We start from the raw sequence: 15,115 nt of genomic DNA on the forward strand, positions 1-15,115 counted from the left end.
GGTTATTATGAAAGTTTGTCTAAGATAAAAAGAATTCTGTTATCTACAGTATCGCGCGGCACTTCAATCAGGTTATAACCGTATTTTTCGTAGGTTTCTACCAAATGCTCGTGGATTAAAACCGCCTGTTCGTAATTTTCGTAACGGGCGTCGTCACTAATATAAATGTCTTCCCAGGGCGGAAGAATAAAGATTCGGGTGTAAAGGTGCTCGCGACAGGCGGCATCGAAAAAAGCCGGATACGAATCGCCGATATAATGCATGTATGCCAGTACGTCGGGAATACCGCGGTCCAGAAAAACAACATTGGTTTGTTCTTTAGTAGCACTAACAAATTGTTTTTTTCGGCCTTCCAGTAATAATTCGCTAAATAAAAGTGGTTTTTCCAGGAAAAGTTGTTCGATTCCTTGCTCACGGGCTTCCAGGGTAACTTCACGTGAAATTTCAGGATAACAGGTGTATCCTTTATCCGTAAGCCCATTAATCAGTGTGGTTTTCCCTGATCCAGGTCCGCCAATTATAACGATGATTTCCTTATCCACTTTTTGAAAATAAGGCGCAAATTTACATTTTTTTGTGGAAACAACAGAAATAGTTTCTAAATTTATGATTTCGGTCGGCTTCAAATTATAGGAGCAGACCTTGATTATTCATAACTCTACCGTATATTTGCTTTTATTTTTATGAAAATGGATAAAAAAACCGAGGAATTTTACCACAGACTTAAAGAAGAGTTAACCAACTCGACACTATGGCCTTCCGAATATTTGTTTAAGTTTATAGTGCCAACCGATACGGAAAAAGTAAGCACTATAGAAAAATCGTTCGACGGTATGGGTGCTGTAATCCAGACCAATCATTCGAAAACCGGAAAATATACCAGTGTTTCGATAAACGTAACGATGCCGAGTGCACAAAGTGTAATCGATAAATATTTAGAACTGACAGCAATCGAAGGCATCATTTCGCTATAAAGACAAGGAATTATGAGATACAATCCAGAAGAGGCAATACATTTTCTTGAATACAATGCCGAAAGGCCCCATTTGATTATTCCGGAATACGGACGTCATTTGCAAAAGCTGATCGATCAGGCTACGGCGATTGAAGATCGCGACGAACGCAACAAAGCAGCCAAATACATTATCTCGGTAATGGGAAGTTTAAATCCTCATTTACGGGATGTGCCCGATTTTCAGCACAAGCTGTGGGATCAATTGTTTATCATGTCCGATTTTAAATTGGAAGCCGATTCACCGTATCCGATTCCGAATAAAGAAGTATTGAATCAAAAACCGGAAAAACTGGCCTATCCGCAAAATTTTCCGAAATACCGTTTTTATGGGAACAATATCAAATACATGATCGACGTTGCCAATAAATGGGAAGATGGCGAATTGAAAAGCGCCCTGATCATGGTTATTGCGAACCATATGAAAAAATCGTACCTGAGCTGGAATAAAGACACCGTAAAAGACGAAGTGATTTTCGAACATTTGTACGAACTGTCCGGAGGTCAGATCAATCTGCTTAAAACAGATGAGGAATTGTCCAATACAACCGATCTGATGCGGGTGAACAAAAAACAATCCAATAAAACACAGTTTGGAAGTAAGTCGAATAATAATAACAACAACAATAACAAAAAGAATTATTCGAACCAGAAAAACAATAATAACAACAAAAACAATAACCGAAAAGCTTAATTTTCTTTCGAAACATGGGAACATTTAAAATAGAAGGGGGAATCAAATTAAAAGGAGAAATTACCCCTCAGGGAGCCAAGAACGAGGCCTTGCAAATATTGTGTGCAGTATTGCTAACGCCGGAAAAAGTGACTATTTCGAATATTCCCGATATTATTGATGTTAATAAATTGATCACCCTTTTAGGGAATCTGGGCGTAAAAATCCAGAAAATCGGATCGAATGCCTATACATTTCAGGCCGATGAAGTGAACCTGAATTACCTGGAATCCATCGATTTTAAAGACGAAGGAAGAGCTTTACGTGGTTCTATCATGATCGTTGGGCCGTTATTGGCACGCTTCGGAAAAGGATATATTCCAAAACCGGGTGGAGACAAAATCGGACGTCGTCGTTTGGATACCCACTTTGAAGGGTTTATCAATTTAGGAGCAAAATTCCGCTATAATAAAGAAGATTATTTCTACGGAGTGGAAGCCGAAAAACTAAAAGGTACCTATATGCTTTTAGACGAAGCTTCTGTAACCGGAACCGCCAATATCGTAATGGCAGCTGTTTTGGCCGAAGGAAAAACTACCATTTATAACGCTGCGTGTGAGCCGTATTTACAGCAATTGTGTAAAATGCTAAATGCGATGGGCGCTAAAATCACCGGAGTAGGTTCCAACCTGTTGGAAATCGAAGGAGTGGAGCGTTTGGGCGGATGCGAACACCGAATTCTTCCGGACATGATCGAAATCGGTTCGTGGATTGGTTTGGCAGCGATGACACAAAGTGAAATCACCATTAAAGACGTAAGCTGGGATAACCTGGGCGTTATTCCAAATACGTTCCGCAAACTGGGAATCACCTTAGAACGAAAAGGAGACGATATCTATATTCCGGCTCATGTGGACGGCTATGAAATCAAAACCGATATCGACGGATCAATCCTTACGATTGCCGATGCGCCTTGGCCGGGATTCACTCCCGATTTGCTAAGTATCGTTTTGGTTGTGGCAACACAGGCTAAAGGAGAGGTGCTGATTCACCAGAAGATGTTTGAAAGCCGTTTGTTCTTCGTCGATAAATTGATCGACATGGGCGCCAAAATTATCCTTTGCGATCCGCATAGAGCAACGATTATCGGACATAACTTTAAATCGCAATTAAAAGCAACTACGATGTCCTCACCGGATATCCGTGCCGGTATTTCATTACTAATAGCGGCATTATCAGCCAAAGGAAGTAGTATCATTCAGAATATCGAGCAAATCGATCGCGGATACGAAAAAATTGACGAAAGATTACGCGCTATCGGAGCCAACATCGTTCGCGTATAATATAATTAAAGCAGTATAGCAAAAGAGCTGAATCCAAATGGGATTTGGCTCTTTTTCTTTTGGAATATGGAAACGATTACTATAGTATTACTTTGTCTGGCTGCATTTGTAGCTGGTTTTGTGGATGCCATTGTAGGTGGCGGCGGATTGATACAAACTCCGGCAGCGTTGATCTTGTTGCCAAATTATGCGGTGTCGTCGGTGATTGGTTCGCTCAAAATACCGGCCTTTTGCGGAACGTCATCTGCAGCGTATCAATATATTAAAAAGGTAACCGTTAAATGGCGGTTATTACTCCTGATGGCTGTTTTGGCCTTTGTATCGGCTTTTGCCGGATCGCAGGTGCTTACAATGGTTAGTAACGATTTTATGAAACCGTTGCTGTTGGTGATTCTGATTGCGTTGGCGATTTATACCTTTCTTAAAAAAGACTTTGGTCAGCGTAAGGAAGAAGCGGAAATTAGTCCGCGGACAATCGTAATCCGTGCCGCGATTATTAGCTGTATTGTTGGGTTTTACGATGGATTTATCGGTCCCGGAACCGGAAGTTTTTTTGTAGTAGGTTTTATTTCCCTGTTGGGAATGGATTTTTTACAAGCCTCAACGAATGCCAAGCTGGTCAATCTGGCAACCAATTTCGGATCGATATGCCTGTTTTTGCTTAAAGGAAAAATTATCTGGATGATCGCTTTGCCAATGGCGGCCAGTAATGCTTTGGGCGGATGGGTTGGTGCCAAACTGGCTCTTAATAAAGGAAACGGTTTTATCCGGATCTTCTTTTTGGTAGTCGTTATCGGAACGCTGATCCGTTTTGCGTATGATATCTTTATAAAAAAATAAAACCTGTCGGATAAAATCGGACAGGTTTTACATAGCATTGTTATTCGATTATATTCAGAATCTTCAGACCAAAAACAACACCATCGGTTTGGAAACCATTCTGATAGGAGCGTACATAATCCACACGGAACATACGGAATTTGCCCCATCCGATATTGTCGAAACCGGCAGTAAACTCCTGATACGGTTTGGTATTCGGTACATTAATCTGATGAAATCCAACTACCAGATTCCATTGTAATTTGTTTAACAGCGGAATTTTATTCATAATATACCCTTTAAAATCGTGTTCGATATGCGTTTCTAAATACGCATCGTTCGTACTGTTGGAATAGTAGGGTAACAGGTTGAATACATTCAGATAGCGGTCGCTGGTTCCGATATGCGTCTGATTTCCGTTAAAATGTTTATAGTCGACAAACGAAATATTATCGGCATTAAAAAACTTACCGGCTTTAAAACGGATTCCCAAATCCCCTTTATTTCCCAATCGGGTGTTGTAATCGATAGCACCGGAAACAAGATCGTAATTGTAATTGTCGGAACTTCCGGCAAACGCTTTTTCATAGGCCAGCGATAGTGTCGGATATTTTTCGTTCGGAATGTTCACTTTTCGATCCGGTCTGGAGATATATTTCTGACCAAATCGGATTCGGGTAGCGATACTTGCTTTTACAAGATTGTGTTTTTCCAGTGCTGCGATCGTATTGTCTTCCGGAAGTAACGGATTGTTTGAGGTATACGGTTTGTCGCGTTTAAAAATAACATAATCCGTATTGTTGAATAACGGTTTTCGGGCGGAATATTCCAATTTACCATTCAAGGTAATTCCATTGACAACCTCTTGTCCGTAATTGATACTGATAAACTCCTTATTATAGAATTTCGCGAAGTTGTTTTTAAAGAACAACGTAGTTACCGAATTCAGGATGTTGCTAATCGGCTGTGCGGCGTTAAACTGCTGGATACTACTTCCTCCGGAAATATTCAGAGACGCATTATTAATCGAATTAAAACGGTGGTAAATGTTACCCACAACGCGCAAACGGTTTTCGGCAAAACCATAATTCAGTTTACTGCTAATCGTGGTGGCACTTCCTTTTTCGTCATCCCAGGTGCGGAATGAAAAACCGGAATTCAGATTCCAGCCTTGTACGGTATTAAAATTAACGGAAGTCGGATCGATTACACCGTCGTAGCTAAAAATTTGCTTTTTAAACGAATTGCGATGCGTATAACCAAAAAGAATATCACTCAGGCTGAATTTATTCTTTTTTGCATCGATGGAATCCAGATAAACCTGAGAGGTTCTCAATGTTTGAATACTGTCTTTTTTATGATAGTCGGTTACTTCCTCATCGGTTAGCGGAACCGGACGGAACGCATCCCAATACGTATTGTCTTTTTTATTGGCTTCTTTCTGAATCGTAACGATTTCGTTTCGGAAGGTTTTCTTTTCAAAGCTATCGCGGAAAACATAATTGTTGAATACGTGCGTAAACTTACCGGTAAATTTAATCCCGAAAATACCCGCTGTAAAATCCATCGTCTGAATGTTTTTGGCCCAGATTCCGGTTCCGGTATTATAGGTGAAATTCTGAGTCAGTTTCATCGTTTCCATCACCGGTTCCTGCATACGATAACCTTTTATGTCTAGATCTACGGCATAAATGGCCCAGGTGTCTTCTACGATATAAATATAGCCTTCAAAAACGGGCTCTTTGTCACGTTTCGGTGTGATTTTAATTTTATTGATCAAATGATTATAGTTGTCGAAAAACGTGCTTTCCAACGTATACTTATAATAGTTGAACGCATTATTCGCGATAGGCGATACCATATTGATTCCGAAATTGACGTAATTCTCGTAAAAATCGTAATGCGTACCGCGAGCGGTGTTATAGCTAAAACCTTTGTCGTTTCCGCTTACTTTGGAGGCGATGATTTCCTCGCGAAGGTTATTCGGTTTTTCGAATGCGATTTTCGAAACGGTTTCCGATAAATAGATGATTCCGGTACCGGTTGAATCGATGGAACCATTCATATCACCGATTTCCTGTCCTAATATTTTTTTCGGCATATCCTTGACACGGAAAATTCCACGGGAGTAGAAATCGGCTTCAAACTTATCCGATTTGGCCATATTCTTTTTCCGACTGGCAATAGCACTACGAATAATAGCATTAGCCGGATTTTCTTTATTGTTGATGACCACCTCATTCAGAATAAAATTTTCATCGGCAAGCGTAACGTCCTCTACTATATAAGGTAGGCGGTTCACGTTAACGGTTATTTTTTTGGTTTTAAAACCCAGACATTGGTAAATAAGGGTGTAGGTTCCCTGATCTTTTACGCTGATTTCGTAGAAACCGTTGTCGTTGGTTGAGGTACCATTATAGGTATTCTCAATCAGTACGCTGGCATAAGGTAACGGCTGACCGGTACTGGTAACCACTTTTCCACGGATCTGAGCCATGGAAAGGAACGTACATAAAAGAGTGAGTAGTGTAATTGTTTTTTTCATCGGAATTGGGTATTAAGGCGTTTCATTATACTAATGACGCTTTAAAATCCAAAAAGGTTGCATGGGTTATAAAAAAGATTGCAACGCCAGATCATAACTCTGTAAACCGAAACCAATAATTACCCCTTTGGCATTCGGCGAAATATAGGATTGGTGGCGGAAAGGCTCTCTGGAAAAAGTATTGGAAATATGAACCTCGATCACCGGAGTAGTCACGGCTTTAATCGCATCGCCAATACCAATGGAAGTATGCGTATAGGCACCGGCATTCAGGATGATACCGTCAAAATCGAACCCTTTTTCCTGGATTTTGGAGATCAGTTCGCCTTCGATATTACTCTGATAATATTCCAGATGAATATTGGGAAAGCGATTTTGCAGGATCTTAAAATAATCCTCAAAAGTTTGGGAACCGTATATTTCAGGTTCGCGTTTTCCTAAGAGGTTTAGATTTGGGCCGTTAATAATGATCAGTTTCATGAATGCTTTTTTTTTGTAAAAATAACTAAAAATAGCATTTTATTGCACCTAACGGTTTTTAAAACCTGTCAGTAATGCGAGTAACGAGATTAAAAAAGGGATTGTTCGAAAACAATCCCCTTACTAACTAACCTATGAGTGAGGTTAAAACATATAGCCTAAAGAAAATTGGATGGTCGAGTTTTTGACATCCGCATCTTTAGAGACTTCGGTAAGACCAAGGGCATAGCGGCCCTGTATAAAAATACTATTGGTTATTTTATAACTCAAACCACCGGCAACGGCAAAATCAAAAGTTTTGGAATCATTTGAACTCACTTTATTGCGTTCGCTTACCAGGAAGGAAGCCTGTGGTCCTAATTCCAGACTAAGTTTGTTTGAAGTCAGATAGAATTTGGCCAGTACCGGAATAGAGATATAGCCCAATTCATTTTTAATCTGATCACCTAATCCTTCCAGTTTGGCACCCTGAGTAGAATACAAAAGCTCCGGTTGGATGGAAAGGTTTTCTAGTAATTTAATCTCCGAAACAATCCCGGCATGATAACTGGTTATGGTTTTAAAGTCATAACCTTCGACATTACCACCGGTAAAATTGGCGAAATTCACTCCGGCTTTCACCCCAAATTGGATCATTTGGGCATAAAAAGGAGTACAAAATAAGGTGAATACTACTAAAAAAAACAGATTTTTTTTCATAAAAACAGATTTTAGGGATTTTTTAATATTCTTGTAAGATATTGTTGATCAAATATATAACGTTTTTTTGTGAAAAATAGTATTAAAATTATTTTTCTTTTGGACATATGTCGTGATCAACGAATAGTTTTTTTTATACATTTGCCTCGTTAATTTTAATAAACAAAACAATCATGAAAAAGATTATTTTAACAGTAGCAGCAGTATTCGCTTTCGGATTTGCTAACGCTCAGGAAGAAGCTAAAGGTGAAGGTTTCTCTAAAGGAGATGTATTCATTTCTGGTTCTGTAGGTTTTGGAACTAGCAAATACACACAAAACAACAACTACAAAGAAGATTCATTTACAATTGCTCCAAGAGCAGCTTACTTTGTAACTGAAAACATCGCAGTAGGAGTAGGTTTAGGATATTCTTCTTCTAAAGTTCAGGCAACTGAAGCATCTGAGGCTGCTAAAGTTGATATGTTTTCAGTAGGAGCATTCGGTAGATATTATTTCACGCCAGCTTCTAAATTCTCTGTTTTCGGACATTTAGGATTTGACTATGCTAACTCTAAAAACAAAGCAACTGATTTAAAAGTTAATGCATTTGCAGTTGAAGTAGCACCAGGTGTTAACTACTTCTTCAACAAAAACTTTGCTGTAGAAGCTACTTGGGGTGTATTAAGCTATGCATCTGCTAAAGCTGATGTAGAAGGTGCTGAGGCTTCAACAAACTTCAATTTAGGTTTAAACTTAAATGATATTAAATTAGGTTTGATCTACAAATTCTAATCTAATTTAGATTTTATAAAAGAAAACCTCCCATTGGGAGGTTTTTTTATATCTTTAATCTGTTAAAAAAATCAAGCCCCCTTTTTCTAAAGAGAATGGGGCTTTTTTTAAAATAAGTTTATTTTTTTAACAGTAAAATTATTATTAAAATGAAATTTAAAATAACAGTACTTTTCTTATTTGTTACAAAAATGATTTTAGGGCAAAGTTTTTGTCCGCCAAACGGGATTTCAACCAATCCGGGAAATCCGATTAATCCGCAACAAACGAATTATCTGAACCATTTTGATTGGACGACAACAAACCCGTTTTATCCAATCAATTCACAGTGTAACCCAAATACGTTTACACCAAATCCATTCCAGTCGAATCAGTTGGAATTGTTGCCGCTTTCGCTTACTAAAGATATGAAACCGGAAAACGGATGGGAAATGGTGGCTTATAATATGGGATTTGATAATAACAATAATCCGTTGTTGGCCCGACCGGAGCATACGTATGTTATGATGTATAATAAATATACCGGCAAGCTACGTATTTTGGTAAAATGGTGTCGTAATGTGAATTACAACGGAGCGATGCTTACCTTGAAATTCGCACCGGGATTCCAGACGAATCTTCTGGATATGGCTAATGATGAAAAAGCTTTAAATACACCACACATACAAAATCCATCGATCAGTACAGCCTTAAAGTTTTATAATGATAATAATTCCTGGGCGTATGCCGAGTTTAAAATGAATTATGATCCGTGTACCTGTAGCTTTCCGGAATCGTCACGATTGTTATTGTATTCGGAATTGATAAGTAACTCGTCGGTTGAACTAACCGGTAAAATAACCGGGACGATTACCTCTATTTCTGGAGGACAAGGAACAGCTTCGTCGGATGGTGCTTTCTGGAAGTCGGCAAACAATATCAGCGATAAGATGATGAAGGTACATAGTGGTGCGCAAAAGTTTGCGGATACCTATGAGAAAATTTATACCGATCTTGCCGATGGAGGGATTACGATAAATGCAATTAAGACCTTAGGGAATTCGATGAAGGAAAATCAATTCTTAAAAGCGGGATTAAAAGCATTGCCCTATGTAAGTGATGCGGTTAAGTTTTTAGGAGGTCTGTTTGGAGGTGGTTTAAGTGGAAGTGGTCCCTTGGAAATAGCGCCTTTAAGTGTAAATCTTGATGTAAAGATTAAAGGAACTATTGCGACACAGGATCCGATGCACAATCAGACAATCGGTTTGCCGGGTTCGCAAATGCAGGGATATTTACCAGGAACTACCGGTGGACAACCGTTGTATAACGAAACTATGGGGATTTTCTCATTGATCAATGCTCCGGTGATGTATTATACGGAAACAAACACGACAAAAGAATTTATAAATAGAGAAAAAGTAGGTCTTTCTAATCCAAAATATTTAGAAATAAAAAGTTTGTATAATTTTGTTGATAGAAATTATAAGCTGTCAGGAGATGCTCTTAAATATGCAATCAACCCGGCAAGTGGATTGGTGTTACAAGATGCAGAAGTAATGTTGATTACAGAATATGTTAAACCGTCAATTGAATATGCAAAAGCTAATCCAAATTCTACTATTGTTGGTGTTGATGTAGATATGAATAATGGTTTGGAGATAGCAGGAACGACAAAAGGACCATTAGTTGATGAAACTGCAGCTGTTTTTCAAAATGTATTTAGACCAATAGGAATAAAAAACTATAAGAATGACTATTCATTTACCTATTCATATAGTGTAACTCCTAAGTTAGGTAGTGCAAGAAGATTGGATTATTACCCGAATGCAACGCCAAAATTCTCGTGCTATGGAGGCGGATCTGAATTTTCATGTAATTGGACAACAGGCTATATGCGACTATTTAGTTATAATCAAAAAATGCCTATTGCAAATAGTTTTTCGTTCTTGGATCTTAGTCATTTTGTGTCTAATTATAATGTTGAGTCTATAAATCCGAATTTAATTACGCCAAAAGATGAGTTCCTTGCACCTCGAATCAAGAGTTTTAAACTAAAATTTATCTTAAACCTAAAACGTACCGATAATCCGGATGCGCAAAACGTATTATACGTCGTAACGTATCCGATTGAGTTAAAAGCAGCTCCGGCAGGGTATAACATGACAGGTTCGAATTATATCACCGATGCGCAGGCTTATGCCGCTCAGGGTGGATTTAATCCGGCAGTACCAACAAACAAAGTTATTCCGGTTACACAGGCAGAATTGACAACGATTTGTGCGGCTACGGCTTATAAAAACAACAGAATGTCAACCAGTGGTAAAATGACTGGTGAGTCATTAGGTCTGGAAATGGCTAAAGAAAATAATATGGATGTAAAACCATTATTGTATCCGGTTCCGGTTAAAGAGCGATTGAATATCGAGTCGAATGATAACGAATTGCTTTCAATTGTCGATTTTTACGGAAAAACGGTATATACTTTTGAATCCAATACCAATCAGGATAAAGGGCAGGTGCTTTCAGTAGATGTGTCCCGATTTGCTACAGGGGTCTATATGATGACCTATAGAAATCCATCCGGAGAATTAAAAAGTATCAAGTTTACAATCGAATAATAACAAAAAACGCCTCTCATTTGAGAGGCGTTTTTTATATTTTAGAATTTAAATCCAAGTCCGACCTGGAAGACTTTGTTTTTCGCATCGGTATCTTTTACGACCTCATTTAAACTATAGGTATAACGACCAGTTAAAAACAGACCGTTATCAAAGTTAAAGGAAGCACCGATCGCCAAAGCGGTATCGAATTTGTTTACTTCATTGGTTTCGATGGAATTGTCATTAGTATCATGACTTTCGTTTAGTTTGAATCCAAATTGCGGACCAGCTTCCACACTAAGTTGCTTGATAATATACAATTTGGCTAAAACCGGGATATTCAGGTAATCGATTTTGTGTTTTGTGGTATAGGACGTTCCGAGTAAATTGTAATTACTCTCAAATCCCTGTTGGGAATATAAAACCTCCGGCTGAATGGAGAATACGTTGGAAACGATTGGAACTTCACCGACTACACCAATATGGAAACCGGTACGATTGTCCGGGCCATCTTCGAATTTACCTTGAGTTACAGTGGAAAAGTTCATCCCACCTTTAATACCAAAACTTGCTTTTTCCTGTGCATTAGCGGTAGTGATTGCGGCTAAAAATAACAGGCTGGCTGATAAAAATTTTGTAAATTTCATAGTGTTGAATTTTAAGTTTTTTAACTTTATCCAGAAATCATGCCAAAAATTACTTACAGATTGTTTTTGATGCAAACACTACTTGTGAATGACTAACTGGGAATCGTATATAAAAGAGTATAAATCGTATCTGAAACTCGAAAGGGGATTGTCGGAAAATACGATTGCCAATTATGCTTTCGATGTCGAAAAACTCGTGTCACACCTCGAAAATACTCAGCAGGAGGTATCGCCCTTAAAAATTGATGAACAGGCTTTACAGGGCTTTATTTATGCAATTTCGGGTGTGGTCAATGCGCGGTCGCAAACCCGGATTATTTCGGGACTAAAAAGTTTTTTTAATTTTTTGATTTTTGAAGGTTATCGGGAAACGACACCGCTGGAGCTGATTGAAATACCCAAAGTGGGGCGAAAATTACCCGATACTTTATCGACAGAAGAAATTGATAAACTTATCGGAGCGATCGATTTGTCTAAAAATGAAGGCGAGCGTAACAGGGCGATGCTGGAAACGCTTTATAGTTGCGGACTTCGGGTTTCGGAATTGGTGACGTTAAAGTTGTCGGATTTGTTTTTTGAAGAAGGTTTTATCAAAGTAACCGGAAAAGGAAATAAGCAACGTTTTGTACCGATTGGTACGGCGACTCAAAAATATATTGTACTGTATAAAGACAGTATTCGGAATCACCAAACGATCAAAAAAGGATTTGAAGACACCTTGTTTTTAAACCGTAGGGGAAGTGGATTGACCCGGGCGATGGTTTTTACGATTATCAAAGACCTGGCGGTTAAAATTAACTTGCAGAAGACGATTAGTCCGCATACGTTCCGGCATTCTTTTGCGACACATTTACTGGAAAACGGCGCCGACTTACGTGCCATTCAGATGATGCTTGGACATGAATCGATAACCACTACCGAAGTCTATATGCATCTGGATCGGAAACACCTTTCAAAAGTTTTAAACGCCTACCATCCGCGGAATAACTAGATGATCAAATAAAAAAAGCATTTCCATTGGAAATGCTTTTGTCTTTTTATGCAGGTGAATTTATTTGGCAATATTAACCGCTCTGGTTTCACGGATTACGGTAATTTTTACCTGACCCGGATACGTCATTTCGGTTTGGATCTTCTGTGAAATATCGAACGATAGCGTTGAAGCCATTTCGTCGCTCACTTTTTCACTTTCTACGATTACACGTAGTTCACGTCCGGCCTGGATCGCATAAGCGTTTTTAACACCGTTAAATCCGTAGGCGATTTCTTCAAGATCTTTCAGACGTTGGATATAGGAATCCAATACCTGACGTCGTGCGCCTGGTCGTGCTCCCGAAATAGCATCACAAACCTGAATAATCGGTGCGATAAGCGATTTCATTTCAATCTCGTCGTGGTGTGCTCCAATAGCGTTGCAAACCTCTTCTTTTTCACCGTATTTTTCCGCCCACTGCATACCTAAAATAGCGTGTGGTAGTTCGCTTTCGGTTTCCGGTACTTTTCCGATATCGTGTAATAAACCGGCTCTTTTGGCTAGTTTTACGTTTAATCCTAATTCGGCAGCCATAACACCACAAAGTTTGGCAACTTCTCTCGAGTGTTGTAACAGGTTTTGTCCGTAAGACGAACGGTATTTCATACGTCCAACGATTTTGATAAGCTCCGGATGTAAACCGTGGATACCTAAATCGATTACGGTACGTTTACCTACTTCGATAATCTCGTCATCAATTTGTTTCGCCGTTTTGGCAACTACCTCTTCGATACGTGCCGGGTGAATACGACCGTCGGTTACTAACTTGTGTAAAGCAAGACGGGCAATTTCACGGCGAACCGGGTCAAAACAGGAAAGGATAATCGCTTCCGGTGTATCGTCTACGATGATCTCCACTCCGGTAGCGGCTTCTAAGGCACGGATATTACGCCCTTCACGTCCGATAATACGTCCTTTAACATCGTCGGATTCGATATTGAATACTGAAACACAGTTTTCAACAGCTTCTTCCGTACCAATACGCTGAATCGTGTTGATGATGATCTTTTTTGCTTCCTGATGTGCGGTTAATTTCGCTTCTTCAATTGTTTCCTGAATATGCGACATCGCACTCGATTTTGCATCCGAACGCAGGCTTTCTACCAATTGATTTTTAGCTTCCTCTGCAGAAAGACCGGAAATGACTTCCAGTTGTTCTACCTGACTTTTATGAAGCTTTTCGATTTCAGCTTGCTTTTTATCAAGAACGTCAATACGGTTGTTGTAATCGGTAACTTTGTTTTCCAGTTCGTCGTTGCTTTTTTTGGCTTTAGCCAGCTCGTTCGATACCTGTGATTCTTTGTCGCGGGTTCTTTTCTCTGCTTCGGCAATTTTTTTGTCGCGACCTAAAATTACCTGTTCGTGTTCTGCTTTTAATTCAATGAATTTTTCCTTCGCCTGAAGAATCTTATCCTTTTTGATCGCTTCTCCTTCCGTTTTAGCGTCTTTTATCAGGGAAGCTGCTTCACTTTTTGCATTTTTAATCAATGTGGAAGCATTGATTTTTTCTAAATACTTAGCAATTCCAAAACCGATTCCTGTTCCTGCAATACAGCAAATAATTATTATAAGTGTTGTGCTCATGGTGTGTTTGAAAGTTATATATAAAAAAAAGCCTACATTAGGGTTATTGCATAAACTCGTAAAGACAAGTTTTGAGCTAACTCGTTGTTCAAGGATCTGTTCAGGACAGCTTGCTTTAGAAACGATGATTCGCTCATTTTAATTTGTTAGTGTTGAGTTTATCAAATAGGTACTAATGTAGGCAGTATCTTAATCTATTTAAAGAACGTGTTTATTTTGATAGAATCGAATTCAGATGGTCGTCCATTTTTTTTAAGCGATCAAAAGCATCTTGAAAATCAGTGGATTTGTCAATTTGTTTTTGTTCCAATTGCGAGGCAAACTGTAAGGCACACATGGCTAAAACATCCTGTTTATCGCGCACGGCATAGTTTTCCTCGAATTGTTTAATCATTGTATCAATCTTTTTGGAGGCACTTCGGAGTCCTTCTTCCTGTGTATAATCCACAGTTAGCGGGTAAACCCTGTCGGCGATAGATATCTTTATTTTGAGCTTGTCATCCATAAACTTTCTATTCCGATAGTTGTGCTATACAATAATCAATTTCGCGTATTAATGAATTTATTTTGAGTTTCGTTTCTCTCTTGTTTTCTTCACTGCCTAATAATGAATTCGCCATTTTCAGGTTTTCATACTGCGCCTGTAGGGCGGTAATTTCCTCTTTCTGACGGTGTATCGCTGCTGTTGATCTCGATAATTCATTTCGCAATTCCTGATTCTGTTTTTCAAGGCCATCCATTTTTAGGAGGAGCTTGGAAAACTTATGTTCAAGAGAATCAATGATTTCCGATAATCCATTCATTGCAGACTGATTTCATTATATGATTTTACAAAGTTAGCATTCCTAATGAGAAATACCAATAGTTTTACTAAAAAAAAGGAAAATCTTTGGCTGTGTTTGGTAATAATTTGTCTTATAGTTAGTTA

The 15,115-nt window shown here is 38.8% G+C and carries 15 protein-coding genes and 1 other RNA gene; 7 read left to right on the plus strand and 9 right to left on the minus strand.

Annotated elements, in window-relative coordinates:
* Window positions 1-5 precede the first annotated feature (5 nt).
* Complete coding sequence (locus AAFN64_RS03535; RefSeq protein ID WP_300487662.1) at window positions 6-542, minus strand: ATP-binding protein; 537 nt, start codon at window positions 540-542, stop codon at window positions 6-8.
* Window positions 543-683: 141 nt separating this feature from the next.
* Here AAFN64_RS03535 and AAFN64_RS03540 point away from each other — a divergent pair, with 141 nt between their 5' ends.
* The 4 genes from AAFN64_RS03540 to AAFN64_RS03555 all read left to right on the plus strand — a co-directional run bounded on the left by AAFN64_RS03540 (window position 684) and on the right by AAFN64_RS03555 (window position 3,868).
* Window positions 684-974, plus strand: a complete 291-nt coding sequence (locus AAFN64_RS03540; RefSeq protein WP_300487660.1) for a DUF493 family protein — start codon at window positions 684-686, stop codon at window positions 972-974.
* 12 nt (window positions 975-986) lie between these two features.
* On the plus strand, window positions 987-1,706 hold the full coding sequence (locus AAFN64_RS03545; protein WP_347759299.1) for a DUF4290 domain-containing protein: 720 nt from the start codon (window positions 987-989) through the stop codon (window positions 1,704-1,706).
* A 14-nt stretch (window positions 1,707-1,720) separates the two neighbouring features.
* A complete protein-coding gene (murA, locus tag AAFN64_RS03550; protein WP_347065991.1) occupies window positions 1,721-3,028 on the plus strand; it encodes a UDP-N-acetylglucosamine 1-carboxyvinyltransferase in 1,308 nt (435 codons plus the stop codon).
* A 66-nt stretch (window positions 3,029-3,094) separates the two neighbouring features.
* Complete coding sequence (locus AAFN64_RS03555; RefSeq protein WP_347759300.1) at window positions 3,095-3,868, plus strand: TSUP family transporter; 774 nt, start codon at window positions 3,095-3,097, stop codon at window positions 3,866-3,868.
* A gap of 40 nt (window positions 3,869-3,908) precedes the next feature.
* Here AAFN64_RS03555 and AAFN64_RS03560 read toward each other — a convergent pair whose 3' ends face one another.
* The 3 genes from AAFN64_RS03560 to AAFN64_RS03570 all read right to left on the minus strand — a co-directional run bounded on the left by AAFN64_RS03560 (window position 3,909) and on the right by AAFN64_RS03570 (window position 7,571).
* Window positions 3,909-6,392 carry a DUF5686 and carboxypeptidase regulatory-like domain-containing protein gene (locus AAFN64_RS03560; RefSeq protein WP_347759301.1) on the minus strand — a complete coding sequence of 828 codons (2,484 nt, stop codon included), beginning with the start codon at window positions 6,390-6,392 and terminating at the stop codon, window positions 3,909-3,911.
* 66 nt (window positions 6,393-6,458) lie between these two features.
* The gene (gene aroQ, locus AAFN64_RS03565) at window positions 6,459-6,872 is read right to left on the minus strand and encodes a type II 3-dehydroquinate dehydratase (RefSeq protein ID WP_300489227.1); all 414 of its coding nucleotides are present in this window, start codon (window positions 6,870-6,872) and stop codon (window positions 6,459-6,461) included.
* A gap of 144 nt (window positions 6,873-7,016) precedes the next feature.
* The gene (locus tag AAFN64_RS03570) at window positions 7,017-7,571 is read right to left on the minus strand and encodes a porin family protein (protein ID WP_300489225.1); all 555 of its coding nucleotides are present in this window, start codon (window positions 7,569-7,571) and stop codon (window positions 7,017-7,019) included.
* Between the two features lie 173 nt (window positions 7,572-7,744).
* Here AAFN64_RS03570 and AAFN64_RS03575 point away from each other — a divergent pair, with 173 nt between their 5' ends.
* Both AAFN64_RS03575 and AAFN64_RS03580 read left to right on the plus strand, forming a co-directional pair.
* Entirely contained in the window at window positions 7,745-8,344 is a 600-nt protein-coding gene (locus AAFN64_RS03575) for a porin family protein (protein WP_347759302.1), read from the plus strand.
* A gap of 149 nt (window positions 8,345-8,493) precedes the next feature.
* The gene (locus tag AAFN64_RS03580; protein ID WP_347759303.1) at window positions 8,494-10,941 is read left to right on the plus strand and encodes a T9SS type A sorting domain-containing protein; all 2,448 of its coding nucleotides are present in this window, start codon (window positions 8,494-8,496) and stop codon (window positions 10,939-10,941) included.
* A gap of 41 nt (window positions 10,942-10,982) precedes the next feature.
* Here AAFN64_RS03580 and AAFN64_RS03585 read toward each other — a convergent pair whose 3' ends face one another.
* Entirely contained in the window at window positions 10,983-11,570 is a 588-nt protein-coding gene (locus AAFN64_RS03585) for a porin family protein (RefSeq protein ID WP_300489218.1), read from the minus strand.
* A gap of 88 nt (window positions 11,571-11,658) precedes the next feature.
* On the opposite strand from AAFN64_RS03585, the gene xerD reads away from it, so the two are divergent.
* Complete coding sequence (gene xerD, locus AAFN64_RS03590) at window positions 11,659-12,561, plus strand: site-specific tyrosine recombinase XerD (RefSeq protein ID WP_347759304.1); 903 nt, start codon at window positions 11,659-11,661, stop codon at window positions 12,559-12,561.
* A gap of 60 nt (window positions 12,562-12,621) precedes the next feature.
* On the opposite strand, the gene rny is transcribed toward xerD, so the two are convergent.
* The 4 genes from rny to AAFN64_RS03610 all read right to left on the minus strand — a co-directional run bounded on the left by rny (window position 12,622) and on the right by AAFN64_RS03610 (window position 14,990).
* Window positions 12,622-14,187: a ribonuclease Y gene (rny, locus tag AAFN64_RS03595; protein ID WP_300489213.1), complete on the minus strand. Its 1,566-nt coding sequence runs from the start codon at window positions 14,185-14,187 to the stop codon at window positions 12,622-12,624.
* Between the two features lie 52 nt (window positions 14,188-14,239).
* Window positions 14,240-14,345: non-coding RNA, 6S RNA (gene ssrS / locus AAFN64_RS03600), on the minus strand.
* Window positions 14,346-14,398: 53 nt separating this feature from the next.
* The gene (locus tag AAFN64_RS03605) at window positions 14,399-14,692 is read right to left on the minus strand and encodes a cell division protein ZapA (RefSeq protein WP_136402375.1); all 294 of its coding nucleotides are present in this window, start codon (window positions 14,690-14,692) and stop codon (window positions 14,399-14,401) included.
* A gap of 7 nt (window positions 14,693-14,699) precedes the next feature.
* Complete coding sequence (locus AAFN64_RS03610) at window positions 14,700-14,990, minus strand: hypothetical protein (RefSeq protein ID WP_300489209.1); 291 nt, start codon at window positions 14,988-14,990, stop codon at window positions 14,700-14,702.
* Window positions 14,991-15,115: the final 125 nt, after the last annotated feature.

This window comes from Flavobacterium sp. CAU 1735 (assembly GCF_039888695.1).
Classification (GTDB): domain Bacteria; phylum Bacteroidota; class Bacteroidia; order Flavobacteriales; family Flavobacteriaceae; genus Flavobacterium.

Bases quoted from the DNA above. Each gene is read 5' to 3' on its own strand.
- AAFN64_RS03540 (WP_300487660.1), top strand. From the start codon at position 684: ATGAAAATGGATAAAAAAACCGAGGAATTTTACCACAGACTTAAAGAA.
- AAFN64_RS03545 (WP_347759299.1), top strand. From the start codon at position 987: ATGAGATACAATCCAGAAGAGGCAATACATTTTCTTGAATACAATGCC.
- murA (WP_347065991.1), top strand. From the start codon at position 1,721: ATGGGAACATTTAAAATAGAAGGGGGAATCAAATTAAAAGGAGAAATT.
- AAFN64_RS03555 (WP_347759300.1), top strand. From the start codon at position 3,095: ATGGAAACGATTACTATAGTATTACTTTGTCTGGCTGCATTTGTAGCT.
- AAFN64_RS03560 (WP_347759301.1), bottom strand. From the start codon at position 6,392: ATGAAAAAAACAATTACACTACTCACTCTTTTATGTACGTTCCTTTCC.
- aroQ (WP_300489227.1), bottom strand. From the start codon at position 6,872: ATGAAACTGATCATTATTAACGGCCCAAATCTAAACCTCTTAGGAAAA.
- AAFN64_RS03570 (WP_300489225.1), bottom strand. From the start codon at position 7,571: ATGAAAAAAAATCTGTTTTTTTTAGTAGTATTCACCTTATTTTGTACT.
- AAFN64_RS03575 (WP_347759302.1), top strand. From the start codon at position 7,745: ATGAAAAAGATTATTTTAACAGTAGCAGCAGTATTCGCTTTCGGATTT.
- AAFN64_RS03580 (WP_347759303.1), top strand. From the start codon at position 8,494: ATGAAATTTAAAATAACAGTACTTTTCTTATTTGTTACAAAAATGATT.
- AAFN64_RS03585 (WP_300489218.1), bottom strand. From the start codon at position 11,570: ATGAAATTTACAAAATTTTTATCAGCCAGCCTGTTATTTTTAGCCGCA.
- xerD (WP_347759304.1), top strand. From the start codon at position 11,659: ATGACTAACTGGGAATCGTATATAAAAGAGTATAAATCGTATCTGAAA.
- rny (WP_300489213.1), bottom strand. From the start codon at position 14,187: ATGAGCACAACACTTATAATAATTATTTGCTGTATTGCAGGAACAGGA.
- AAFN64_RS03605 (WP_136402375.1), bottom strand. From the start codon at position 14,692: ATGGATGACAAGCTCAAAATAAAGATATCTATCGCCGACAGGGTTTAC.
- AAFN64_RS03610 (WP_300489209.1), bottom strand. From the start codon at position 14,990: ATGAATGGATTATCGGAAATCATTGATTCTCTTGAACATAAGTTTTCC.